Genomic DNA, 23,012 nt, shown 5'->3' with positions numbered 1-23,012 from the left:
CGAGATAACCGATATGCAGCATCCCAATCTGACCCGCTCGGTCGGCGAGGCGCCCGTGCGCCCGGCCCGGGCGATTTCGCCGACGGCGCGCGCCTGGTTTTTCCTCTCGCCGTCGATGTTGTTTCTCGCCGTGCTGATCGCAGCCAGCTTGCTGGTACTGCGCATGAGCGTCGGTACCAAGGGCGCGGAATGGACCGGGTTCAGCCTGGCCAGCTATGCGCAGCTGCTCGAACCCTATTACCTGAAATCCTTGCTGCTGACCCTGCGTCTGGCCTTGATCAGCGCAGTGATCGCCGTGCTGTTGGCCATTCCGGTGGCTTACACCATGTCGCGTTTGCAATCGCCGCTGCTGCGGCGGGTATTCCTCGCCGCCGTGCTGTTGCCGCTGCTGGTCAACCTGCTGCTGCAAAGCTACGGCTGGCTGGTGATTCTCGGCCCGGCCGGGATGCTCAATCAGGCGCTGATGGGGCTCGGCCTGATCAAGCGGCCAGTGATGATGCTGTACAACCAGAACGGTGTTTTGATGGGCCTGGTCCAGACCGCGTTCCCGCTGGCGGTATTGCCGATTGCCAGCGCCATGCGTGGCGTATCGCGCAGCTTCGAGGAGGCCGCCGCGACCCTGGGCGCCAGCCGCTTGCAGGTGTTCCGTCAGGTCGTGCTGCCAATGAGTCTGCCGGGAATCATTACCGGCGCGACCCTGGTGTTCGCCTATAACGCCAGCAGCTTCGTCGTGCCATTGCTGCTCGGTGGCCGGCGCGTGCCGATGCTGGCGGTGATGGTCCATGACCAGATCGCACCGCTGATGAACTGGCCCGCGGCCTCGGCTGCCGGCGTGGTGCTGATCGTCACCACCCTGCTGATCATGACCTTCTCCGAATACATCACTGGCCGTCGCCGCCGCATGCTGGAGGCTTCGCAATGAGCAGCCGATCGAAAAGCCTGTTCCGTTTCCAGCCGACCCTGCCCGGTGATACCGGTCGTTTCGCCGGCATCCTTTCAGGGTTCATCCTGCTGTTGGCGGTGCTGCCGATCCTGACGATGATCGTCATGTCGTTCAGTGGCGCCTCGAACCTGGACTTTCCGCCAAGCAGCTACAGCCTGCAGTGGTACGAAGCGGCCTGGAAAACCTTCGTATCACCGGACAGCAGTGACGTCTCGAGCCTGGGCCAGGCGATGAGCACCAGCCTGCTGGTGTCCTGCCTGACCATGGTATTGGCGACACTGATCGCCGTGCCCGCGGCGTACGCGCTGACCCGCTGTGAATTTCGCGGCAAGGCCATGGCGCTGCAACTGATGTCGTTGCCACTGGTGTTCCCGATGGTGGTGCTGGGCCTGGCGCTGCTGCTGGTATTCGACAGCTTGCCCTTCCATATGACCACCTCGCGGCTGGTGATTGCCCACGTCATTCTGGCGCTGCCTTTCGTGGTCAAAAACTGCACGGCGGCGATGATGTCCATCGGCACCGAAGTCGAAGAGGCTGCGCAGATGCTCGGCGCATCACCGCTGCGGGCCATTGTTGATGTGGTTGTGCCGTTGATGAAATCCGGGATTCTGGCCGGGATGCTGTTGGCGTTCATCGTCTCGTTCAACGAGTTCACCGTGACCTATTTCCTCTACACCATCGATGTGATGACCGTGCCGATCTGGATGTACAGCCGCACCGTTTCATCGCTGGACCCGACTGTGTTCTCGTTCGCCGTGCTGATCGTGCTGATCGACTTCGTCCTGATCTGGGCGTTGGAGAAGCTGGTTGGCGAAGGTGGCGTTTCGTTCTGATTTTGTGAGGCTAAGTAAAATGACCGGACTTATTCTGGAAAACGTCGAGAAACACTATGGCTCGGCCTGCGCGGTAACGGACGTCAACCTGCACCTGCCAGAGGGCAAGCTGGTGTGCTTTCTCGGCCCATCGGGCTGCGGCAAGACCACCTTGCTGCGCATGATCGCGGGGCTGGAAACCCTCAGCGACGGCGAGATCCGCCTGGATGGCGAAGACATTGGCAACACCCCGGCGCACGAGCGCAACTTCGGCATGGTCTTCCAGTCGCTGGCGTTGTTTCCACATATGACGGTGGGCGAGAACATCGCCTATCCATTGAAGCTGCGCGGCGTCAGCAAGGCGGATCAGAAGGCGCGGGTCACTGAGTTGCTGCAGATGATCCAGTTGCAGCAGATGGTCGATCGTCCGGTCGCCAAGCTTTCCGGTGGCCAGCGTCAACGGGTGGCGATTGCCCGGGCGATCGCTTCGCACCCGAAAATCCTGCTGCTCGATGAGCCGCTGTCGGCGCTCGATGCCAAGTTGCGCGAATCCATGCAGGTGGAAATACGCCAGCTGCAGCAGCGACTCAACATCACCACCATTCTGGTCACCCATGATCAGCGTGAAGCCATGACCATGGCCGACATCGTCGTGGTGCTGGGCAATCATCGGGTGCAGCAGGTCGGGACACCGATCGAGATCTATCGCAACCCGGCCAACGAATTCGTCGCCGATTTCATCGGTACCGGGAATATCTTCCCGGCCACGGCCCTGGGCAATGGCCGGGTCAGCCTGCCGGGCGGCGATGCGCTCGAGGTGCCGATCTGCAGCAGCATTCAGGCAGGTTCCAGGATCAAGATGCTGGTTCGCCCGGAGGACCTGCAACTGTCCTCGGCGCAGGCTTCAGCGGGTAATCGTCTGCTGGGCACAGTGACCTTCGTACGCGATATCGGCGCGACCATCGAAACCACCATTGATTGTTCCGGGGTCTCGCTGACGGCGTTGAGCACGCCTTGCCAGGATATCGGGTTGAGCGTTGGGCACCCGGTCTCGGTCACCATCGCGCCTGAGGCGTGTCGTGTTCTGACGGCTTGATGCGTTTTGCGACCGCTGCCGCGCTCGATCGCGCCAAATCGCGCAGCGGCGGCGCGCCATACAAACGACTGTACTCGCGGCTGAACTGCGACGGGCTTTCGCGATGACGATCTCTGGCTGGTCAGTGGTTTTTGGACCGATGAAGGCGCCATGACCGCCTATTTCGGCTCGCCTGCCATGCAGGTCTTCAGCGAACTGGTCCAGGAGTTGGACCTGCATACCTTCAGCGATGTCTCGGGCGAGCGTTCGTCACGTTAGAATGGCGGCCATTGATCAATTGCCTGGATAAGTGACATGGCACGTAGAGAGTTCGAGCAGTACGAAGCGGTTTCAGCAGTTGTTCCGGTCGAGGGCGGTTATAGCGCGGCGATTGCCGTCAAGGCGCTCGGAGCCGGTGGCGCGCCGCGCTTTCACAAGGTGCTGGAAGGACAGACCTTCAAGAAGGCATTCGAAGCTGACCAGGCTGCCAGCGAAGAGCTGGCGAAACTGGTCAACGTTTCCGAGGAGGGTGCGCTGGTCTGGTGAGTTATTTACTCACGTGCGGGCGCGTCATCTTGAACAACTCGCCCAACTGGAAATAGTCGGCCGGGCCACCGCCACGCAGGATCGGCTCGGCGGCAGCCGTATCGTAGATACCGTCCTTGAGCAGCGATCTGGCGATATGCACCGCAACCACTTCGCCGAGCACCAGCCAGCTCGGTACCTTCTCCTGGTCGGCGCGTTGCAGCTGAATGATCTGCGTCACCTTGCACTCGAACGAGACCGGGCTTTCCAGCACCCGGGGTACCGAGGTAACCCTTGAGGGTACGGCCGTCAGGCCACTGAGGGCGAACTCGTCGACATCCGGGGCCACGGCTGCGCAGCTCTGGTTCATGGCATCGGCCAGCGGACGGGTTGCCAGGTTCCAGACGAACTCGCCGGTTTGTTCGATGTTGTTCAGGCTGTCCTTGCGGCCGACACTGGAGAAACCAATGATCGGTGGAATGTAATTGAACGCATTGAAGAAACTGTAGGGCGCCAGGTTCAGGCGGCCTTCGCCGTCGTGCGAGGAGATCCAGCCAATGGGCCGCGGACCGACGATCGCGTTGAACGGGTCATGGGGCAAGCCATGGCCCTGCGCAGGTTCGTAGTAGTACTTATCCTCAGCCATTACCGAATTCCTTCCCGCCCCGACGGGCCATCGCGTTGAACAGGCGCGTAGTGTGCAAGGCATTGCCTGGCGTTTCAATTGATTAAAAAGTGCAAAAAAAGGGGCAGGCCATCTCTGGCACTGCCCCTTTCGTTTGTTGCTTGTGGGATCAGTCAGTCTCGATCCGCGAATGCTTCTGGGTGTCTTTCATGAACACATACACCAGCAGCGAACAGGCGATGCAGGCAGTGACGTACCAGTAGTAACCGGTCTCCATGCCGATGCTCTTGAACCACAGTGCGATGTATTCAGCGGTACCGCCGAAGATCGACACGGTCAGTGCATAGGGCAGGCCGACACCCAGTGCGCGGATTTCGGTGGGGAACAGCTCGGCCTTGACCACCGCGTTGATCGAGGTGTAACCGCTGACGATGATCAGCGCGGCCATGATCAGGAAGAACGCGCCCCACCAGGTTTCGATAGTGTGCAGGGTAGTCAGGATCGGTACGGTGCAAATCGTGCCGAGCACGCCGAAGGCGATCAGGATCGGACGCCGGCCGATCTTGTCCGAAAGCGTGCCGATGACCGGTTGCAGGCACATGAACAGGAACAGGGTGGCCGCCGAAATGGTGGTGGAGTCGGAAATGCTCATGCCGACCGTGTTCACCAGGTACTTCTGCATATAGGTGGTGTAGGTGTAGAAGGCCAGGGTGCCGCCCATGGTCAGGCCGACCACGGTCATCAGTTCCTTGGGATGACGCATCAGGGTGCGCATCAGGCTCTCTTTGGGCTTTTCCTTTTTCTTGGTAAAGGACTCGGTTTCTTCCATGCCGCGACGCAGGTACAGCGCGACCACGGCACACAGTGCGCCGATGGCGAACGGGATACGCCAGCCCCAGGAATGCAGCTGTTCGGTGGTCAGGGTCTGTTGCAGGACGATCAACACGCCCAGGGCGATGAGCTGGCCGGAGATCAGCGTCACGTACTGGAAACTGGAGAAGAAGCCGCGGCGTTCCTTGGTTGCCATCTCGCTGAGGTAGGTGGCCGAGGTGCCGTATTCGCCGCCTACCGACAAGCCCTGGAGCAAGCGGGCCAGGACCAGCATGATCGGTGCGCCGACGCCAATGGTTTCATAGCCCGGAGTCAGGGCGATGATCAACGAGCCGAAGCACATCATCAGTACCGAGACCATCAGCGCGGCCTTGCGCCCCTTGCGGTCGGCGTACAGGCCCATCAGCCAGCCACCGATCGGGCGCATCAGGAAACCCACGGCGAAAATCGCGGCGGTATTGAGCAACTGCGCGGTGGTGTCGCCTTTGGGGAAGAAGACTTTGGCGAAGTAAAGGGAGAATGCTGCGTAGACGTACCAGTCGTACCATTCGACCATGTTGCCGACTGAACCGCTGAAAATCGATTTGAGTCGACTCGATGTGGTTCTTTCAACGGCAGGTGTAGCCGCCGCCCCGGCAGGCAGGGTAGTGGAGTTATCCATGATGGATCCTTCTAGTTGTTTTTGTGGAGCGCGTCGAAACGCAGCCTGACAGGGCTATAGCAGGACCTGTGCCAGAACTGAAACGCCCGTACTAGAGGGGTTTTACGGAAAGCATGAGCGGAAATCCGCTTATCAGCAGGGTATTGATAAGCGGAAAGTTGCCGATGGCGGTGAGTTTCAGGCGTCTTTCAGGAAGTCTTCGCGCAACAAGCCATGGCGTTGCATCTTTTCGTTCAGGGTGCGCCTGGGCAACTGCAGTTCATTGAGCACCGCCTTGATGTCGCCGTTGTGCCGGCTCAGCGCCGAGCGCAGGCATTGGGCCTCGAAGGCTTCCTGCTGGGCCGCCAGGGAATGGCCGACTTCGGCCAGTTCCGGCGCAGGTTCGCCCAGGCCCAGCGCATGGCGCTCGGCGGCATTGGCCAGTTCACGAACATTGCCCGGCCAGTCGTGACTGAGCAGGTGCCCCAACTGCGCGCCACTGAGCGGCGGGGCGCTGCGACCCAGGCGCTCGGCGGCGCTGCGGGCAAAGTGCTCGAACAACTGGGCGATGTCTTCGCGCCGTTCACGCAGGGGTGGCAGGCGCAATTCGGCAACGTTCAGGCGATAGGCCAGGTCTTCGCGAAACCGCCCGACACGGGCCAGTTCCAGCAGGTCGGGCTTGGTTGCGGCGATGATCCGCAAGTCGACCGAAATGCTCTGGTTGGCGCCCAGGCGTTCGAGCTTCTTTTCCTGCAGCACGCGCAGCAACTTGGCTTGCTGGGCCAGTGGCATACTTTCGATCTCATCGAGAAACACAGTGCCGCCATCGGCGTATTCCAGCTTGCCGATGCGTTTGCCCTGGGCACCGGTGAAGGCGCCGCTTTCATGGCCGAACAACTCGGCCTCGAACAATTGCTCCGGAATGGCCGCGCAATTGAGCGCAACGAATGGCTTGTCGGCGCGCGGGCCGAAATCATGCAGGCAACGGGCGACCCGTTCCTTGCCGCTGCCGGTTTCACCACGAATCAGCACATTGACCGGCAGCGGCGCCAGCTCTTGTACCTGACGGCGCAAGGTTTGCAGGCTTGGCGAGACGCCGAGCAAGGTCGCATCGAGCTTGGCCTTGATATCGGCCTGCTCATGCAAGCTTCGGTTTTCCAGGATCAGCCGGCGCTTTTCCAGGGCGCGGCGCAGGCTGCTCAGCAGGCTTTCCGGGCTGAAGGGCTTCTCGAGAAAGTCATAGGCGCCGATGCGCATGGCCTCCACGGCCATTGGCACGTCGCCATGGCCGGTGAGCAGGATGACTGGCAGGTCGGGGTCATCGTGCTGCAGTTTTTGCAGCAGCTCCAGCCCGTCCATGCCGGGCATGCGTACATCGCTGATAACCACACCGGGAAAATGCCGGGGCAACTGCGCCAGGCAATCTTCGGCGCGGCTGAACAATTGCACCTCGAAACCCGACAGGCTCAGCCATTGCTCCACGGCGCTGCGGATACTGGCTTCATCATCGACGACTATTACGGTGTTCAACATGAGGTCTCCGAGTCGACGGGCAGGATCAAGGTAAAGAGAGCGCCATCGGCGCAATTGTCGGCAAGCAGTCGGCCGCCCAGCTCTTGGACGATCCCATAGGATACGGCCAAGCCAAGGCCCAGGCCGTCACCCACAGGTTTGGTGGTAAAAAACGGGTCGAAGACGTTGGCCAGGTGTTCTTCGGCGATCCCGCCGCCGGTATCGGCCACGCTCAGACGCCATTGCGCCTGATCGGCATCGAGGTGGATGACCAGGCGTTTGAGCGGTTTTTCGCGCATGGCATCCAGGGCATTGCGCAGCAGGTTGATCAGCACTTGCTCCAGGCGAATGGCATCGCCGCGAACCCAGGCCGGCCGGGTCAGGTGCAGGGCGGTGCTGACGACTTCACTGCGAATGCGCGGGTCGAGCAGCTGCAGGGCCTGATCGACCACCGAGGCCAGGTCCAACCGTTCGCGCAGGCCACTCGGGCTTTTGCGGGCGAAGGTCTTGAGATGGCCGGTCAGGGCCGCCATGCGGGTCAGCATCTGTTCCAGCGGAATCAACGCCTGGCGGGCTTCCTCGAGCCGGCCATGATCGAGCAGCAGGCGCAGGGTCGCCAGTTGCATGCGCTGGGTGGTCAGGGGTTGGTTGATTTCATGGGCCAGCGCGGCGGACATCTGTCCCAATGCGGCGAGCTTGGCAGACTGCACCAGGCCTTCCTGAGCGGTTCGCAGATCCCGGGTGCGCTCTTCGACCAGGCGTTCAAGTTCCTCACGACTGCGCTGACGCAGGCGGGCCAGGCGCCAGCGCTGGTTGAGAAACAGCAACAGGAACACCAGGCTCAGCCAGATGGCGGCCGCCGCCATTGCAGCATTGCGGCCATCTTCAGCGGCCATTAACGGACGGCGCAGCAGGTGCAGCGTCCAGCCTTCGGTCGCGAGTGGGAGCGACTCCCACAAATACTCTGCCTCGCCCTCGGGAGCCTGCACGCGAACCAGGTGACTATTGTCGGCGAACGGCTTCAAGGACTGGTGCTGCAAGGGCGTCAGCGGCTGTTTGTCGTATTGCCGGGTGGCGGCCAGTTCGGCGCGGTCCTTGGCCGACAATGGCTGCAGTTCGCGATAACGCCAGCCATCCCGGTTGGCGATGAAAACAATGCCGCGAGCATCGCTGACCAGCAGCACATCACTGCCCTGACGCCATTCACGCTCCAGTTCCGGGAACTCCAGCTTGACCACCATGGCTCCGAGAAACGCACCTTTCTCATCGCTCACGGCGCTCGAGAGAAAGTAGCCAGGGATGCCACTGGTCACCCCCACGGCGTAGAAACGGCCGGTGCCCTGGCTTTGGGTTTGCTTGAAGTAGGGGCGAAAGCCGTAGTTCTGCCCCACATAGCTGCTGGGCGATTGCCAGTTGCTGGCAGCCACCGCAAGCCCGGTGCGGTCGAGCAGCTCCAGGGTCGATGACTTGGCCGCGCCGTTGATGCGTTCCAGCTTGCGGTTCAACGCATTCTGGGTGACAGGGCTGACCGGACCGCGCAAGGCCTCGACCAGTTCCGGGTCCAGTGCCAGGACCGCAGGCAGGGCGCGGTAGCGTTCGATCAGGGTGTGCAGGGAATTGGCGTACAGCGCCAATTGTTCATTGGCCCGTGCGGCATCCTCGATCATTGCCCGGTGTTCGGCCTGGCGCATCGCCCAGCCGGCTGCGACCAGGGTGCCGGCAAGGATCAGCAGAACGATCAGGGTCAGGCGCAGGGGGCGGGTGGGGAGGTGCATGGGCACAGGGTCGGAGAAGTTCGGGGCGGATACCATAGCACTTTGTAATTGTGGGAGCTGGCTTGCCAGCGATGGCATCACCTCGCTGGTGTAGACAGACCGCGTCGCCAGCATCGCTGGCAAGCCAGCTCCCACAGTGGACGGAAGGAGCGGGTTTGCCAGCAGCATTCAATTAAAGCAACTCGAAACTCTGCTGCTTCACTGCCTGGGAATCCAGGCCCACCTGTACATTGAATTCACCTGGCTCGGCAGCGAACTTGAGCTGGGTGTTGTAGAACTTCAAATCTTCCTCATCGATGGTGAAGTGAACAATTTTCTCTTCACCGGGCTTGAGCATGATTTTCTGGAAGTTCTTCAACTCCTTGACCGGGCGGCTCATGGAGGCCGTCACGTCCTGAATGTACAACTGCACCACGGTTTCGCCTTCACGCTTGCCGGTGTTTTTCACCCGGATGCTGGCGTCGAGTTTATCGCCCATTTTCAACGATCGGCTCGACAGCGTCAGCTCCGACAGGCTGAAGTCGGTGTAACTCAAGCCGTAGCCGAACGGATACAGCGGGCCATTGGGCTCCTCGAAGTACTGCGAGGTGTAGTTGCCCGGCTTGCCCGGGGTAAACGGCCGACCGATGCTCAGATGGTTGTAGTAGGTCGGAATTTGCCCGACCGAACGCGGGAAGGTAATCGCCAGTTTGCCGGACGGGTTGTAGTCGCCGAACAGAACGTCGGCAATCGCGTTGCCACCTTCGGTGCCACTGAACCAGGTTTCCAGCATGGCATCGGCCTGTTCCTGCTCCCAACTCAGCGACAGCGGACGACCGTTCATCAACACCACCACCAGCGGCTTGCCCGTGGCTTTCAGCGCCGTGATCAGGTCACGCTGGCTGGCCGGGATCTCCAGCGTGGTACGACTCGACGACTCATGGGACATGCCGCGCGATTCGCCGACCGCCGCCACGATGACGTCCGCCTGTTTGGCGGCCGCGACAGCTTCGTCGATCATCACCTTGGCCGGGCGTGGGTCAATCACCACCTCGGGGCGATCGAAGTTGAGGAAGTTCAGGTACTCGATGATGGCCTTATCGTGGGTGAGGTTGGCGCCTTTGGCATAGATGACCCGTGCCCTTTCGCCGACTGCCTTGCGAATGCCGTCGTTCAAGGTCACGGACTGGGCAGGAACGCCCGCAGCGGCCCAGCTGCCCATCATATCGATCTGGGCATCGGCCAGCGGGCCGACCACGGCAATGGTGCCCTGCTTCTTCAGCGGCAGGGTCTGGTTCTCGTTCTTCAACAACACCAGGCTCTTGCGCGCCACGGCGCGGGCCGCATCACGGTGCAGGCGACCTTCGGCATTGGTGTCGGCAGGGTCTTCGCTGGCGATGCCGATGCGTCGGTAGGGGTTCTCGAACAGGCCCATGTCGTACTTGGCGCCCAGGACCTCACGCACGGCATTGTCGATATCGCTCTGACTGATCTCGCCAGACTTCAGCAGGCCGGGCAGCTCCTGGCCATACAACGAGTCGTTCATGCTCAGGTCGATGCCGGCCTTGATCGCCAGTTTCGCCGCCTCGCGGCCATCGCGGGCAACACCATGACGGACCAGCTCGGTGATCGCACCGTGGTCGCTCACGGTCACACCCTTGAAGCCCCAGTCCTTGCGCAGCAGGTCCTGCATCAGCCAGGTATTGGAGGTGGCCGGCACCCCGTTGACCGAGTTCAACGCGACCATCACCCCGCCGGCACCGGCGTCGATGGCGGCGCGGTAGGGCGGCAGGTAGACCTGATACATGCGCGTGGGGCTCATGTCGACCGTGTTGTAGTCGCGGCCGCCTTCGACGCCGCCGTACAAGGCAAAGTGCTTGACGCTGGCCATCAGACTGGTCGGCGAGCTGGCGGTCTGATCCTGGAGGGCATTGACCATGACTTTGGCGATGCGCGAAACCATGTAGGTGTCTTCGCCGAAGCCTTCGCTGGTGCGGCCCCAGCGTGGGTCGCGGGAAATGTCGACCATGGGCGCGAAGGTCATGTCGATGCCATCGGCACTGGCTTCGATTGCCGAGGTGCGGCCGGTCAGGGCAATGGCGTCCATGTCCCAGCTCGAAGCCAGCGCCAGGGGGATCGGGAAGATGGTCCGGTGGCCGTGGATCACGTCGTAGGCGAAGAACATCGGGATCTTCAGGCGGCTGTTCTTGATCGCGGCGTCCTGCAGCGGACGGTTTTCAGCACGTGTGATGGAGTTGAACGTGCCACCGATCCGGCCGGCAGCGATTTCCTTCAGAATCTGCGGCTGGGGCATTTCCGGGCCGATGCTGATCAAGCGCAGTTGCCCGATCTTTTCATCGAGCGTCATCTGCTGCATCAGGTCGCTGATGAATGCGTTCTTGTTCTTCAACAGCTCGGCAGGGGTGTCGGCCAAGGCCGGGTGACTGGCCAGGCCGACGAGCAGGCCCAGCAAACACAGCTTATTCATGAATTCGACTCTCAAGGCTTGCAACAGTACCTACGGTCAATACTGTTCAGCCGAAGTTGGGGGGGCGGCTATTGTTGTAATTTGCTGGGGCAGTCTTTTAGCGGATTGGGCCGACATGGTCCAGCGGCGGCGACCGATTATGCCTCAAGTGCCGGGCATTAGGGGTCGTACGGGCCTCTCCACCACCGTTGTCACGGGAATCGAGGGAGTGCATCCAACCTGGCCCGCCGACAATTTCTCGAACAGAACCTGCACCACACCGTTGGCAGCACCGGCATGCTGATCTTCGTCAGCGAGGCGGAGTAGGTGTGTATGCGAAATTGCCCGTGCCCTCGGCCTTCATACCCCTTAAAATGGCGCCCATTGCGATCCCCGCGATCGCCCCGCATTCCTGAGGCACCCTTCGCATGTCCGCTACCGCCATCTCTGCCAAACCTGCACCGGATCACCGCGTGCAGTTTCTGGCGCTGCTCGAGACCAGCCTGCAACAGAACGCCTTCATCAAGCTGGTGCTGGCCCGCCATATCGGTAGTGAGGCGGAGCTGCAGCGGGTGATTATCAAGCCGCTCACTGTGAAGGACCAGGCGTGTCTGTCCTTCGTGTACCGCTACAAGACCCGCGATATAACGCGCAACCTGCCGGTGCCCGAGGCGCAGGCGTTGATTGCCGAGCTATTGCCCGAGTCATTTCGCAACGCCCATTTGTTGACCCTGACCGACGAGGTGCAACTGGAATTCAGCAAGAAGGGCAAGCCGATGCTGCACCGCAATGTGCCGCAGCAGACCCCTGAAGCACCGGCGGCCGGGCATGATCGGGAGAAAAAGCGTTACCTGGAACTGAGTCGACCGTTTCTGACCGATCTGGGCGTGACCAACAAGCAGCACGAACTGATCCCGGCCATGTCGCGCAAGTGGAAGCAGATCAACAAATTCATCGAGGTGTTTTCCCACGCTCTGAGCACTTCGGCGCTGGCCCAGGGGCAGCCGGTGCGCGTGGCCGACTTCGGATCGGGCAAGGGCTACCTGACCTTTGCCATTCATGACTACCTGCGCAACAGCCTGCAGCGCGAGGCGCAGGTTACCGGGGTCGAGTTGCGTGAAGACATGGTCACCCTGTGCAACAACGCTGCGGCCCGGCTGGAACACCCAGGCCTGGTGTTCGAGCACGGGGATGTGCGCACGGTGGTGCCAGCCGAAATCGACGTGATGATCGCCCTGCATGCGTGCGACATTGCCACCGACTATGCCATCCATACCGGTATTCGCTGCGGCGCGGCAATCATCATGTGTTCGCCGTGCTGCCACAAACAGATTCGCCAGCAGATCCAGAGCCCGGGCCTGCTCAAGCCGATGCTGCAGTATGGCCTGCACCTGGGCCAGCAGGCGGAAATGGTGACCGACAGCCTCCGTGCGCTGTACCTGGAAGCCTGTGGCTATGAGACCAAGGTATTCGAGTTCATCTCGCTGGAACATACCAACAAGAACAAGATGATCCTGGCGGTCAAGCGCGCCGAGCCACAGGATCCATCGGCCCTGTTGGTGAAGATCCAGGCACTCAAGGACTTCTACGCCATTGAGGAGCATTGCCTGGAAACCCTGCTCAAGGCTGATGGTTTGCTCGGCTGAACACCTGCGGATGGGGCGCAATTGTCGCCTCACTGCCTACAACCCGCTCTCGTTGTCCGCTCGCCGCGCCCTGAGTACTTTCCCTGTGAGCGATTCACAGGGAGCCGGAAACGATGTCACAACCAATCAGGGACGATGGTCACCTAACGACCGTTCGTTTAACGCTGCGAGAGCAAGAAGTATTGCGCTGGTACGCCCAAGGCAAAACCTCTTGGGAAATTGGCCGAATTCTCGGTTGCACAGAAGCGACCGTGAACTTTCACTTCGGCAACATCCGTCAAAAATTCTCCGTGTCTACACGTTCCGCGGCCTTGCTCAAAGCGTTTGAGCAAGGGGTGTTGCCCCATGCCTGAAGGGACACTTTGCGGCCCACATCGAAGGCCGTTTTCTCCAACCACTGTGCCTTGAAGATAGGAAACTCGCGCATGGAATCGCTGCATGACAATTATCCCGATCCTGCCTACGGTCAGCTTCGAGCGATCAATCCAGATCCTTTTTGGCCACGGATTGATCTCGACGAACTGCGCGCAAGGTTAGGCAGTATCGACGACATCAGTGATGCCCGGCTGGCGGTCGCCGCCATCGGTGCTGCTGAGCGGGTCAACCGGGAGTTTGGTAAATGGCGTGCCGTATTGCGAGGCAAAGGCTACGCACGCCTGGAAGATCTGTCCGGTGGGTCTGAAAACCGGAGTTCTTCTTTGTTCAGTTGCTATAGCAAAGCAATCGACGCTTCGGTTCGCAGGGAGCTTGAGCAGCATCTGCGGGTTGTCGACTGCCAGCCGAACGGGGTGCGTCGCCGGGTCCGATCGACTACGGCAATCTCAGGAGTGTGTGGTCGTGACTGAGCCTGCCTCTACCAGTATCTCCAGCCTTTATCTTGGGTTGGGGTTGGCTTCCTTCATTCCGTTGATCAATGGCGATGCATTGTTTGGTGCCTTGCTTGGCGCCTGGTTGGTGGCCAGTACCCGACAAAGCCTCAAAGCCTGGCAGCGCATGGGATCGCTGCTGTTATCAGCGGGGGTGGGATATCTGTTCACGCCGCTGGTGCTATCGATGGCGTCGTTTCTTTCCAGCGGTGTAGCGGCCTTTGTCGGCGCCGTGGTGGTCATTCCCATCAGCATCAAAGTCATGGTCTGGCTGGACGGTGCCGATCTGCGGGAAGTTTTCCAGCGCTTGAGAGGCGGGCGATGAGCAAGTCATTCAGGCCGATGGGGTGCGCAGGGCCAAGGCGCTGGTCAAGGCTTCCAGCCGGCGTTCAAGGTCGAGGATGCGCTTTTTCTCCTGAACCGCCAGCTGGATCGAATGCTTGTCGACTTCGCTCAAGGCGCGCAGCTGGTTCAACAGTTCGATTTCCCAGGATGCATTGTCGGGAGCAATGGGCGATGAGGCTTGATGATCTTCGCGCAGCCTTGGGCCCGTTCCGGTCAACAGCCAATCAAGAGAAATGCCGTGTTGTTCAGCGATGTCTATGCAAATTGCATAAGGAATGCTTTCGCGTCCTTTCCAGCTACTCAATGTCTGTGGGCTGATTCCAAGGATTATGGACAAGGCCATATCGGTCTTTGAGTCGGTGATTAGCTTCAATCGAGCCAGCACTGCAGCAGATCCTTTGCTACTCATAATGAGTATTACCCGTATGTATTGATGTACTTTGTCGCAAATATTTACTCGATTCGCGTAGATACTTTTTGCAATATTGAACACTACCAATCGGTACATATATCGCAATGTTGTTTTTTCTTAAACGAGGGAAGGAAATTTCCTTCTTTGTGTCGTTCATTAGCTTACAGGAGAGCACCCAGCGGATGAAAAGTTGCCAGGGATATACGAATTGTAGAGAAGCGATGTTCTTGCACGACAGCTTAAGTAAAGAGGTGCAGGCGTGAGTACCTATAAGTTGGTTTGCCCACATTGCCTGAGTCGCATGCGCATTCGTACCAGTGAAGGGCGGCATATTTTTTTGCGCATTGCCTACTTGCAATGCACCAATGAAGCCTGTGGCTGGTCGGTGCGGGCTGAATTCGAGATGACCCATGAATTGTCTCCCAGTGGCATGCCAAACCCTGAGGTCAAGTTACCGAGTGCCGGTTCCGATTTGCGCCGAGCTGCACTCAAACCGGTGATTCAGCGCCCGGCGGTTGAGGCGGAACTTGCATCATGAAGGTCCGGCCGGCTGTCGCCTGCGCTTGTTCAGGCCTTGGGCAGCAAGGTCCTGCCGTGCGCGGGCCGCACGCCGGTCTTGCGCCCCAGCACCACGGTCATGATGACGCCGGCGGCGAATAACCAGGTAATCGGTTCAACGTGTTCGCCAAAGAACAGGGCTGAAAAGGCGATGGTGAAAAAGATCTGCAGCAACTGGACCTGACTGACGCGAGCAATTCCACCCAAGGCCAGACCGGCGTACCAAGCGAAGAAGCCAATGAACTGCGAAAACATCGAGACATAGCCGAACGCCCACCAGGTACGCATGGACACCGGGCCTTGATGTTGCAGGGCCAGGTAGATCACCGGGCCGATCAGCAAGGGGGTGGACAGCACCAGCGCCCAACAGATGACCTGCCAGCCGCCCATCTCCCGCGCCAGCCGACCGCCCTCGGCATAACCCAGACCGCCTACGGCAATGGCCGCCAGCATCAACAGGTCTCCGGCCTGGATACTGCCGGCCCCGCTGATCATGGCATAGGCCAACACCAGTGCACTGCCCAGGGCGGCGCAGGCCCAAAAGGCCCTGGATGGGCGTTCATGGGACAACCAGGCGGCATAGATCGCCACGCACAGCGGCTGCAGGCCGTTGACCAGCGCGCCATGGGAGGCCGGCAGGGTCTGCATGGCCCAGGCCGACAGAACCGGAAAGCCCAGGATTACCCCGAGAGCGACCAGGCTCAGGCCTTTGATCTGCGCCCAGGTCGGCCACTTTTCCCGGCGCCAGAGCAACAGGGCGGCGGCCGGAATCGCCGCGAGCAAGGCCCGGCCAAGGCCGTTGAGCAGGGGATGGAGTTCCTGCACCACGATGCGGGTCATGGGCAGGGTCAGGCTGAAAATGATCACGCCGAGCAGGCCCAGGGCCATGCCGGTGTTTTCGCGGGTAGACATACCAGAAGCCTTGGCAAAAACAGAGAAGAGTCCTCATTGAGCCACAGCCCCGGCATTTGCGCTGTTACAGCTGGCGACAGAGTGATCCGTACAGTTTGTATCGCTCAGGTGTTGTGCGCTGTAATCGTCGCTGCGCGCAGGGCGGTGAGGATCGCCAGCAACGGCGCCAGGGCGAAGGCGGCGAACAACCAGCGCGCGGCATTGGCGGTGCCTTCCAGGCCGGCGGGGTCGTTAAGCCCGGCGAGGTTGGCGATCATGCCGGCCAGTGCGGCGCCTACGGCAGTGGCGAACAACTGCACGGTGGTGATCGAGGAGGCAGCGGCATCCTGATCCTGTGGCGGGGCAACCTCCAGCACACGGGTCAGCAGGTGCGGCCAACCGAGGCCGATACCGAAGCCAACCAGGGTCAGGCCAAGGCACAGCGGGCCGAGGATCAGCCAGTCGCCAGCGCTGTTGAGGGGTGTGGTGAACATCAACAGCAGCAGGCCGATCAACACGATCAGCGGGCCGCTGATGATCGCCCGACGCATGCCGTTTTCCCTCCAGCCGGAGCTGATGACTTCCGAGAAGGTCCAGCCCGCCGCCATCAGCGCGGCCAGGTAGCCGGAGATCAACGGTGTCTGCCCGTGCAGGGTCTGGAGGAAGTAGGGCACGAAAATTTCGCCGGTCATGCCAATGATCAGCAAGCCGATGGTGGCGTACAGCGTAAAAAGCGGTGCGCCTGGGCGCAAGGCATCGCGTGGCAGCAGGCGGATTTCGCTGGCCGATTCACAGCGAATCAGCAGGTACACCAACAGACCTGCGACAGCGATACCGGCACCGTTCCAGACCGGCTGCGACGAGACGCTGCCGGCGCAGATGGCCAACACGGCCGCGGCCAGCAAAAAAAGCTGCACGATCGGTAGCTTGCCGGTTTGCTCCAGTGCCGGGTCACGGTCTGGCAGGATTGACCAGGTCAACAGCAGATAGGCCAGGGTGACCGGGACCAGGCTGCCGAACGCTGCCCGCCAGGCCTCCATTTCGGCGAAGACGCCACCCACGGCAGGGCCAACCAGGGTCGCAACCCCCCACATGGCGGAAACCAGCGCCATGGCGCGGGGCCAAAGGTGCTGGGCAAAGACCAACTGGATCATCGAGTAGCAGAGCGCGAATCCAGGGCCGAATATTTTGTCAACAAACAACTTGGAAAACTCCAGGGAGTCCGCCCAGTCGACTTCCGAGCGCCTTCTGCACTTGCTCAAGACCCGTGGCCCACAGCAGGCCGCCGATGCCGCTGGGGTATTGGGTACCACGGCCGAAGCTGCACGTCAGCAGTTTATCAAACTGGCCGCCAGCGGCCTGGTCCAGGCGCACTCGCAAACGCGAGGGGTAGGGCGCCCCGTGCAACTCTGGCAGCTTACGCCGGCCGGGCATGCGCGATTTCCAGACAGCCATTCGGAATTGACCGTGCAACTGCTGGAGACGGTACGGTTGACGTTCGGTCCGCAGGCCATCGACCGTTTGATCGATGTGCGTGAACAACAGAGTCGCGATCTTTATGTGCGCGAACTCGAGGATGCCACAGACCTGCGCGAGCGTGTCGCCCGCCTGGTGGCCATACGCACGCGCGAAGGGTATATGGCCGAGTTCAGCGAGCAGCCCGATGGCAGCCTGCTGTTGGTCGAAAACCATTGCCCGATCTGTGCCGCTGCCACGGCGTGCCAGGGATTCTGTCGCGCGGAACTGTCAGTGTTCGAGCAAGCACTGCAGGCGCGGGTGGAGCGGGTCGAGCACATGCTCAGCAATTCGCGCCGCTGCGCCTATCGGATTACCCCACCTACGGCTTGATACAACTCGTTCCCACGCAGAGTGGAGATCGCTAAGAGCGAGTCATCGCGAGCGCTTGCGCTTGCTCGGCCCCAGCAACTCCACCGGCACATTCAATTCGGCCGCCCCCAGCGGGTGGGTCGTTGAGTCAAAGAACTCCAGTCGTACACCCTGGCCGATGAAGAGCCGTGCATAGTGCTGCTTCTGGCTGATGATCGATGCTTCGCTGAGCGGGAAGACCGAAATCGCCAGGGTCTTGATACCGGCTTGCTCGATCGCGTGGATGATGTGCTGATCCTCGGCACCCAGGCTGTGGCCGAAGATGCACAAGGCACCGTCATGGCTGGCCAGTTCGCCGTAGCACCAGGTCAGGTAGTCCGAATCGCGGATAGCACTGAGCTTGTCTTGCGCATTGCCTTCGCTGACAAACAATGGCACGTCGCCCGGGGTGTTGATGGCGAAACCGTCGAGCAAGGGACTGCCCGTCGCGCTGCGTCTGCGGGTGCTGCCGTCGAGGTTCTTGATCAGGTGCAGGCCACCGTGCAGGTACAGGATGCGAGTCCCCTGGGTGACGGTGTTGCTGACATCGAAACCGTTGTCGGCCCAGAACAGGTCCTTGAACCCCTCCGGGTTGTGCATGATCGCCCAGTAGTTGAGCAGGTCGTAGTTGGTCGAGTAGATGCTGCGGTAATTGCGCAGTTCATCATTGAGCGTTTGCAGGGTGGTCGGCTGCACCAGCTTCCAGGGGATGTGCACGCTGCGCACCGCATGGATCAGTGCTTCCTTGATCGCGTAGTAACGATTGAGCGGCGAGGACGAACTGATCGCCAGCGCGGCGTTGACCTTGACCGTGGTGTTGAGGGCGCTGAGCACCTGCTCGAAATTGTTCGTGCCCATGGACTTGAACAGCGCCAGGTCAGTCTGGCCCAGGGGCTTGTTGCGCACCCGCTGGGCTCGTTCGAACAGCGAGTCGTAGGCGAAATTGCGCCACACTGCACGGCTGGCGCCGTTACCCACCAGCAGCCCCGTGCAATTGCAGGTGGTTTTCAGCTCAGGCCAGGCACACAGGCCAGCATCGAATGGGTCGAGTTCCATGGTTTTTTCGTCAGTCGCGATCGGGTCAGTGGGCAGGGCGCGACTTTACCATGCAACCGGTATGTCATCTTCGCTGGTGACTATGCTGGGTTTCGGTACGACGCTGACGAGGATTGCGGCATGCGGATAAAGGGAAGCCAGTGTGGGTAACAGCCAACCGGTCGACCGCCTCCAGTTCGAGGGCTGGCTCGACGCTGCAAAAGCTATCGGTGCGATCGGCACCGGACCCTCGGCTGCATTGGTGCACGGCGGCGAGCAAAGCTACGCGGACCTGGCGCAACCGTGGATGAACCGACTCAGCCATGACAAGGGTTTGTTGGTGCATGTGTACACCGTGGACGATCCAGTGGATTTCCAGAAGGTCATGGCCGCCGGAGTAGACGGGATATTCACCAACCGTCCGGACGAGTTGTTGCGTTTTCTTGCCCGCCCGGTACGCCCATACACAATAAACAGTACCTCCCACGACAAGCCAACCCAACCCCTGGTCCCTTAGCTTGGGACCCCACGGGCCGAGCGTTTTGCGGCGCCTGCGAATCACAAAAACAACCGTATGGTGGCCTATGAAAAAAGTAGATCCGATCACGCACTGCCGGGGTTGCTGCGGCGTAGCACTACGCAGTTGTAGCCAAGCCGGGCCTGTCAGCTTATGGTTCACAGTCAGGCCACACCCTCGGAATATGGAAATCCAATGCCACTGCACATCGATACACCGCTGCTCGAATCTCGCCCGCTCGGTCTTCACACGGGGCAGAACATCTGGCTCAAATTCGATGCCTTGCAACCCTGCGGGTCGTTCAAGATCCGCGGCATAGGGGCGGCTTGCGAGGTCTACGCCAGGCAAGGCAAGAAGCGCTTCGTTTCCTCTTCGGGAGGCAATGCCGGTATCGCTGTTGCCTATGCCGGGCGACGCTTGTTCATACCTGTCACGGTAGTCGTGCCGCATACCACGACAGAGCGCGCCAAAGAGCTGATACGCCAGGAAAACGCCGAGGTCATCGTGCATGGCGCAAGCTGGATGGAAGCCAATGCCCATGCGCAATCGTTGCTGACGGCCGACGATGCCTTTCTTCATCCCTTCGATAATCCCCTGCTGTGGGAAGGCCATGCCACACTGATCGATGAGGTGGCACAGGCCGGTCTGTTCGTACCTGATGCGGTGGTGCTCTCGGTGGGTGGTGGTGGCTTGCTGGCAGGCATGGTCGAAGGGCTCAAACGCAATGGCTGGGGGCATGTGCCGGTGATTGCGGTCGAGACCGAAGGGGCCTCCTCACTCGCTCAGTCGGTAAAGGCGGGGCAGCGGATCGAACTGGCGGCGATCACCAGTGTGGCAACTTCACTGGGGGCCAAGCAGGTTTGTGAACAGGCGTTCAACCTCACTCAAACCTGTCCGATCAAGTGTGCGGTTGTGTCGGACCGGGAGGCGTTGTCAGCCTGTGAACAGTTTCTGGCGGACCACCGTGTATTGGTCGAGCCGGCGTGTGGGGCGAGTTTGTCGCTGGTTTATGAGCGTAATCCGGAATTGGCTGGGTACCGGAATGTGCTGGTGGTGGTGTGTGGCGGGATGACGGCGAGTCTGGAGCAGATTCGCGAATGGGCGAAGTAGTGCAAGGCTGAAGACCGGGCAAGCCCGTTCCAGAAAACGCGCGACCTGTAGGTTTGAAGGCGCCTGTGCCGATCTCCCCGGCAGAACACATCCCCGGCGAAAATACGCGTTCTGCCCTCTCGCGTTGAAGATCGCGTAAAGGTAGCCTATTGGCGCCCTGCGCGATGTGCTGGGCGATTTCAAAACCGGCGAAAGCGACAAGATCGATCTGTCGACCCTGGACGCCAACCTGGCGACCACACTCAACGACGCCTTCAAGTTTATCGGTTCGAGTGTGTTCAGCGGCAATGCGGCAGGGCAATTGCGGTTCGCCAACGGCATGCTGTACGGAAGCACCGACGCCGACGTGGCCGCTGAGTTCGAAATCCAGTTGCTCGGGGTGAGCAGCCTGAAAACTGCCGATCTGATTGCCTGATCGACCTTGCCCGCCCCTCGTTCCCACGCGTGGGAACGAGGGGGCGAGAATCACCTAGTAGCTACTGAAGCAGCTGATCAATCAAAACCGCGTTGCTATAGATCAAGCTTCCATCGCTCGCTCGATGCCCGACCAAATGGAACTGACCGCGCTCGTCGTGCAAATAGACGCGCATTTGGCAGTCGGACAAGGGGCCGTATCCCTCTGGCATGATCAAATCCAAAGAGCTCATGTCGACATCGACCATGGCCTCACGCTCATGGGTCTTCTGTAGGCGTTCTTCAGCCTGCTCCAGACGCAGCTGGAGGGGGCCATCGACGAAAAAATGGATTTCACCCACCGGGGTGGACTTTTGAGCGCCGCTGACTTTGCACCAGCCTTCGATCGTCAAGGTACTCATGACGAAACCTCCGTTGTGGACTGCTGGATTTTGTAGCTCTTGTCTCTTCTCAATGCCATCACTTATCTGACCAGTACGCATGGGCAGGGTTCGTCTTTTGGGGCCGCTTCTGGCCGATCTCTGCCGTCCGTAATCAGAAATTGAGTATAGCTGGCAACCGGGCCTCGCTTGCCAACCTTCCTCCCTTGCTCGGCGGCCCGCCCCTGCGCCTTGGCCTTCTCAATCTATGCTGTTTAGTGGCGATGCTTTTGCATAGCCAATGAGTAACAGGAATAGGATGAAGAGAAAATGGCAATAGCAATTATCTTAATACTAATCGTTATTGCATCAGTGCTGTTCCATATATTAGCGCCCTGGCATGCGACACCGGCAGCTTCCAACTGGGGGTCAATAGACACCACTCTGTTCATCTCCCTGATCATTAGCGGAATATTTTTCATCGCCATCACGGTATTTATGGCGGTCGCCGTGATGCGTTATCGTCACAAGGAGGGTGCCAGGGCGGCCTACCAACCAGAAAACAAAAAATTGGAATTATGGTTAATTATCGTTACCTCGGTAGGTATCGTCGGGATGTTGGCGCCAGGTCTGGTTGTCTACAGTGATTTCATCCGGGTGCCGAATAATGCTTATGAGCTTGAAGTGATCGCCCAGCAGTGGCAATGGGCCTTTCGTTTTCCTGGCCAGGACGGGAAGCTGGGCAAATCGGATATCAGGTTTGTTGATTCCGCCAACCCCCTGGGCCTTGATCCCAAGGATCCTGCTGGCCAGGACGATGTGCTTATAAAAAACAATGAAATTCGCCTTCCGCTCGATCAGCCGGTGAAAGTATTACTGCGTTCTAAAGATGTGCTGCACAATTTCTATGTGCCGCAAATTCGCAGCAAGATGGATATGGTGCCAGGGATGGTGTCGTACTTTTGGTTCACGCCAACTAAAACCGGAAAATATGAAGTCCTTTGCGCTGAATATTGTGGCGTAGGTCATTACAACATGCGCGGCCATATGATCGTGGAAGAACAGGGCGCCTTCAATCAATGGCTGAACAGCCAACCGACTTTTGCGCAGACATTAACGACAGCTGCCAAGCCCAGTGGGGACAGCGTGCTGGAAAAAGGCCGCCTGTTGGTCGAAAACCTCGGCTGCAATGCCTGCCATAGCCAGGATGGCAGTGCCAGTCTCGGCCCGGGATGGAAGGGGCTGTACGGCCGCACTGAACCGCTTGCCGATGGCACCAGTGTGCTGGTCGATGACGCCTACCTGAAAGAGTCGATCCTCGATCCGAAGGCCCGACTGGTACAGGGCTACCCGCCGGTCATGGTGGCCTATACTCTCACTGAAGATGAACTGGGTGCGATCGTCGCCCTGATCAAATCACTGGGTGCCGCGCGGCAAGAGGATGAGCTTTCTGCCAGCCAAGCGTCGGACGACCTGGCGGCGCAGGGACAGCGGTTGGCCGAGTCGCTCGGCTGTCTGGCCTGCCACAGTGTCGATGGCAGCAAGGGTGTCGGCCCCACCTGGCAGGGCCTGTATGGCACGACAGAAACCCTTGCCGACGGTACGAGCATAAAGGTCGATGAGGGCTATATAAAAGATTCGGTTCTTAATCCCAGTGCCGTAATCGTCAAGGGCTATGCAGCTGTCATGCCGGCCTATGCTCCGAGCGAGAAGGAGTTGAACGCACTGATCGCTTTTATTAAATCCAAAGCCAATGCCGACGCTGATGCGAACAAGGGGGAGCCAGGAAAGTAGCCGTAAAGCAGCCAG

Annotated in this window: 23 protein-coding genes and 2 pseudogenes; 15 read left to right on the top strand and 10 right to left on the bottom strand. The window is 60.0% G+C overall.

Annotated features, from left to right (window positions below; genetic code table 11):
• Positions 1-13: 13 nt before the first annotated feature.
• The 5 genes and pseudogenes from NVV94_RS21660 (at position 14) to NVV94_RS21635 (ending at position 3,376) form a co-directional block, all read left to right on the top strand.
• On the top strand, positions 14-922 hold the full coding sequence (locus tag NVV94_RS21660) for an ABC transporter permease (protein ID WP_258444392.1): 909 nt from the start codon (positions 14-16) through the stop codon (positions 920-922).
• Entirely contained in the window at positions 919-1,776 is an 858-nt protein-coding gene (locus tag NVV94_RS21655; protein ID WP_258444391.1) for an ABC transporter permease, read from the top strand. Before NVV94_RS21660 ends, NVV94_RS21655 begins: the two co-directional genes overlap by 4 nt.
• Positions 1,777-1,795: 19 nt before the next feature.
• On the top strand, positions 1,796-2,851 hold the full coding sequence (locus NVV94_RS21650) for an ABC transporter ATP-binding protein (protein WP_258444390.1): 1,056 nt from the start codon (positions 1,796-1,798) through the stop codon (positions 2,849-2,851).
• A gap of 102 nt (positions 2,852-2,953) precedes the next feature.
• A pseudogene (locus NVV94_RS21640) lies at positions 2,954-3,109 on the top strand (antibiotic biosynthesis monooxygenase); the annotation flags it as partial.
• Between the two features lie 36 nt (positions 3,110-3,145).
• Positions 3,146-3,376, top strand: coding sequence for a hypothetical protein (locus NVV94_RS21635; protein WP_258444389.1), 231 nt, complete (start codon positions 3,146-3,148; stop codon positions 3,374-3,376).
• Between the two features lies 1 nt (position 3,377).
• On the opposite strand, the gene NVV94_RS21630 is transcribed toward NVV94_RS21635, so the two are convergent.
• The 5 genes from NVV94_RS21630 to bglX form a co-directional block, all read right to left on the bottom strand.
• Entirely contained in the window at positions 3,378-4,001 is a 624-nt protein-coding gene (locus NVV94_RS21630; protein ID WP_258444388.1) for a flavin reductase family protein, read from the bottom strand.
• 148 nt (positions 4,002-4,149) lie between these two features.
• The gene (locus NVV94_RS21625; protein ID WP_258444387.1) at positions 4,150-5,472 is read right to left on the bottom strand and encodes an MFS transporter; all 1,323 of its coding nucleotides are present in this window, start codon (positions 5,470-5,472) and stop codon (positions 4,150-4,152) included.
• A 177-nt stretch (positions 5,473-5,649) separates the two neighbouring features.
• Positions 5,650-6,984 carry a sigma-54 dependent transcriptional regulator gene (locus NVV94_RS21620; RefSeq protein ID WP_258444386.1) on the bottom strand — a complete coding sequence of 445 codons (1,335 nt, stop codon included), beginning with the start codon at positions 6,982-6,984 and terminating at the stop codon, positions 5,650-5,652.
• Positions 6,978-8,738 carry an ATP-binding protein gene (locus NVV94_RS21615; protein ID WP_258444385.1) on the bottom strand — a complete coding sequence of 587 codons (1,761 nt, stop codon included), beginning with the start codon at positions 8,736-8,738 and terminating at the stop codon, positions 6,978-6,980. Before NVV94_RS21615 ends, NVV94_RS21620 begins: the two co-directional genes overlap by 7 nt.
• Before the next feature lie 172 nt (positions 8,739-8,910).
• Positions 8,911-11,205 carry a beta-glucosidase BglX gene (gene bglX, locus NVV94_RS21610; RefSeq protein ID WP_258444384.1) on the bottom strand — a complete coding sequence of 765 codons (2,295 nt, stop codon included), beginning with the start codon at positions 11,203-11,205 and terminating at the stop codon, positions 8,911-8,913.
• 407 nt (positions 11,206-11,612) lie between these two features.
• Between bglX and NVV94_RS21605 the strand changes: the two genes are divergently transcribed.
• From NVV94_RS21605 to NVV94_RS21590, 4 genes are all read left to right on the top strand, one after another.
• Positions 11,613-12,830 (top strand): SAM-dependent methyltransferase, encoded by a 1,218-nt coding sequence (locus tag NVV94_RS21605; RefSeq protein WP_258444383.1) that lies wholly within the window; start codon positions 11,613-11,615, stop codon positions 12,828-12,830.
• Between the two features lie 113 nt (positions 12,831-12,943).
• Positions 12,944-13,183 carry a response regulator transcription factor gene (locus NVV94_RS21600; RefSeq protein ID WP_258444382.1) on the top strand — a complete coding sequence of 80 codons (240 nt, stop codon included), beginning with the start codon at positions 12,944-12,946 and terminating at the stop codon, positions 13,181-13,183.
• A 72-nt stretch (positions 13,184-13,255) separates the two neighbouring features.
• The gene (locus tag NVV94_RS21595) at positions 13,256-13,675 is read left to right on the top strand and encodes a head completion/stabilization protein (protein WP_258444381.1); all 420 of its coding nucleotides are present in this window, start codon (positions 13,256-13,258) and stop codon (positions 13,673-13,675) included.
• Entirely contained in the window at positions 13,662-14,021 is a 360-nt protein-coding gene (locus tag NVV94_RS21590) for a putative holin (protein WP_408733427.1), read from the top strand. The genes NVV94_RS21595 and NVV94_RS21590 overlap by 14 nt, the downstream gene beginning before the upstream one ends.
• Before the next feature lie 9 nt (positions 14,022-14,030).
• Here the strand turns inward: NVV94_RS21590 and NVV94_RS21585 are convergent, their stop codons facing one another.
• Entirely contained in the window at positions 14,031-14,450 is a 420-nt protein-coding gene (locus tag NVV94_RS21585; protein WP_258447777.1) for a helix-turn-helix domain containing protein, read from the bottom strand.
• Positions 14,451-14,712: 262 nt separating this feature from the next.
• On the opposite strand from NVV94_RS21585, the gene NVV94_RS21580 reads away from it, so the two are divergent.
• Entirely contained in the window at positions 14,713-14,991 is a 279-nt protein-coding gene (locus tag NVV94_RS21580; RefSeq protein ID WP_258444379.1) for an ogr/Delta-like zinc finger family protein, read from the top strand.
• A gap of 29 nt (positions 14,992-15,020) precedes the next feature.
• Here NVV94_RS21580 and NVV94_RS21575 read toward each other — a convergent pair whose 3' ends face one another.
• Both NVV94_RS21575 and NVV94_RS21570 read right to left on the bottom strand, forming a co-directional pair.
• The gene (locus tag NVV94_RS21575) at positions 15,021-15,923 is read right to left on the bottom strand and encodes a DMT family transporter (protein WP_258444378.1); all 903 of its coding nucleotides are present in this window, start codon (positions 15,921-15,923) and stop codon (positions 15,021-15,023) included.
• A 104-nt stretch (positions 15,924-16,027) separates the two neighbouring features.
• Entirely contained in the window at positions 16,028-17,104 is a 1,077-nt protein-coding gene (locus tag NVV94_RS21570; RefSeq protein ID WP_258444377.1) for an MFS transporter, read from the bottom strand.
• Between NVV94_RS21570 and NVV94_RS21565 the strand changes: the two genes are divergently transcribed.
• Positions 17,091-17,750, top strand: coding sequence for a metalloregulator ArsR/SmtB family transcription factor (locus tag NVV94_RS21565; protein WP_258444376.1), 660 nt, complete (start codon positions 17,091-17,093; stop codon positions 17,748-17,750). The genes NVV94_RS21570 and NVV94_RS21565 overlap by 14 nt on opposite strands.
• Positions 17,751-17,792: 42 nt before the next feature.
• On the opposite strand, the gene NVV94_RS21560 is transcribed toward NVV94_RS21565, so the two are convergent.
• Entirely contained in the window at positions 17,793-18,824 is a 1,032-nt protein-coding gene (locus tag NVV94_RS21560) for a DUF4917 family protein (protein ID WP_258444375.1), read from the bottom strand.
• A gap of 181 nt (positions 18,825-19,005) precedes the next feature.
• Here NVV94_RS21560 and NVV94_RS21555 point away from each other — a divergent pair.
• The 3 genes and pseudogenes from NVV94_RS21555 to NVV94_RS21545 form a co-directional block, all read left to right on the top strand.
• Positions 19,006-19,320: pseudogene (locus NVV94_RS21555) on the top strand (glycerophosphodiester phosphodiesterase family protein); the annotation flags it as partial.
• Positions 19,321-19,515: 195 nt separating this feature from the next.
• A complete protein-coding gene (locus tag NVV94_RS21550; protein WP_258444374.1) occupies positions 19,516-20,430 on the top strand; it encodes a pyridoxal-phosphate dependent enzyme in 915 nt (304 codons plus the stop codon).
• 166 nt (positions 20,431-20,596) lie between these two features.
• Positions 20,597-20,845, top strand: coding sequence for a hypothetical protein (locus tag NVV94_RS21545; RefSeq protein WP_258444373.1), 249 nt, complete (start codon positions 20,597-20,599; stop codon positions 20,843-20,845).
• A gap of 61 nt (positions 20,846-20,906) precedes the next feature.
• Here NVV94_RS21545 and NVV94_RS21540 read toward each other — a convergent pair whose 3' ends face one another.
• Positions 20,907-21,245, bottom strand: a complete 339-nt coding sequence (locus NVV94_RS21540; protein WP_258447776.1) for a hypothetical protein — start codon at positions 21,243-21,245, stop codon at positions 20,907-20,909.
• 288 nt (positions 21,246-21,533) lie between these two features.
• Between NVV94_RS21540 and NVV94_RS21535 the strand changes: the two genes are divergently transcribed.
• Entirely contained in the window at positions 21,534-22,997 is a 1,464-nt protein-coding gene (locus NVV94_RS21535) for a cytochrome c oxidase subunit II (RefSeq protein WP_258444372.1), read from the top strand.
• The last annotated feature ends 15 nt before the right edge of the window (positions 22,998-23,012 follow it).

This window comes from Pseudomonas sp. LS1212 (assembly GCF_024741815.1).
In the GTDB taxonomy this organism is placed as follows: Bacteria; Pseudomonadota; Gammaproteobacteria; order Pseudomonadales; family Pseudomonadaceae; genus Aquipseudomonas.
Note: the sequence above shows the minus strand (reverse complement) of the source record. Positions and strands in the feature narration are given on the sequence as shown.

Bases quoted from the DNA above. Each gene is read 5' to 3' on its own strand.
- NVV94_RS21660 (WP_258444392.1), top strand. From the start codon at position 14: ATGCAGCATCCCAATCTGACCCGCTCGGTCGGCGAGGCGCCCGTGCGC.
- NVV94_RS21655 (WP_258444391.1), top strand. From the start codon at position 919: ATGAGCAGCCGATCGAAAAGCCTGTTCCGTTTCCAGCCGACCCTGCCC.
- NVV94_RS21650 (WP_258444390.1), top strand. From the start codon at position 1,796: ATGACCGGACTTATTCTGGAAAACGTCGAGAAACACTATGGCTCGGCC.
- NVV94_RS21635 (WP_258444389.1), top strand. From the start codon at position 3,146: ATGGCACGTAGAGAGTTCGAGCAGTACGAAGCGGTTTCAGCAGTTGTT.
- NVV94_RS21630 (WP_258444388.1), bottom strand. From the start codon at position 4,001: ATGGCTGAGGATAAGTACTACTACGAACCTGCGCAGGGCCATGGCTTG.
- NVV94_RS21625 (WP_258444387.1), bottom strand. From the start codon at position 5,472: ATGGATAACTCCACTACCCTGCCTGCCGGGGCGGCGGCTACACCTGCC.
- NVV94_RS21620 (WP_258444386.1), bottom strand. From the start codon at position 6,984: ATGTTGAACACCGTAATAGTCGTCGATGATGAAGCCAGTATCCGCAGC.
- NVV94_RS21615 (WP_258444385.1), bottom strand. From the start codon at position 8,738: ATGCACCTCCCCACCCGCCCCCTGCGCCTGACCCTGATCGTTCTGCTG.
- bglX (WP_258444384.1), bottom strand. From the start codon at position 11,205: ATGAATAAGCTGTGTTTGCTGGGCCTGCTCGTCGGCCTGGCCAGTCAC.
- NVV94_RS21605 (WP_258444383.1), top strand. From the start codon at position 11,613: ATGTCCGCTACCGCCATCTCTGCCAAACCTGCACCGGATCACCGCGTG.
- NVV94_RS21600 (WP_258444382.1), top strand. From the start codon at position 12,944: ATGTCACAACCAATCAGGGACGATGGTCACCTAACGACCGTTCGTTTA.
- NVV94_RS21595 (WP_258444381.1), top strand. From the start codon at position 13,256: ATGGAATCGCTGCATGACAATTATCCCGATCCTGCCTACGGTCAGCTT.
- NVV94_RS21585 (WP_258447777.1), bottom strand. From the start codon at position 14,450: ATGAGTAGCAAAGGATCTGCTGCAGTGCTGGCTCGATTGAAGCTAATC.
- NVV94_RS21575 (WP_258444378.1), bottom strand. From the start codon at position 15,923: ATGTCTACCCGCGAAAACACCGGCATGGCCCTGGGCCTGCTCGGCGTG.
- NVV94_RS21560 (WP_258444375.1), bottom strand. From the start codon at position 18,824: ATGGAACTCGACCCATTCGATGCTGGCCTGTGTGCCTGGCCTGAGCTG.
- NVV94_RS21550 (WP_258444374.1), top strand. From the start codon at position 19,516: ATGCCACTGCACATCGATACACCGCTGCTCGAATCTCGCCCGCTCGGT.
- NVV94_RS21540 (WP_258447776.1), bottom strand. From the start codon at position 21,245: ATGAGTACCTTGACGATCGAAGGCTGGTGCAAAGTCAGCGGCGCTCAA.
- NVV94_RS21535 (WP_258444372.1), top strand. From the start codon at position 21,534: ATGGCAATAGCAATTATCTTAATACTAATCGTTATTGCATCAGTGCTG.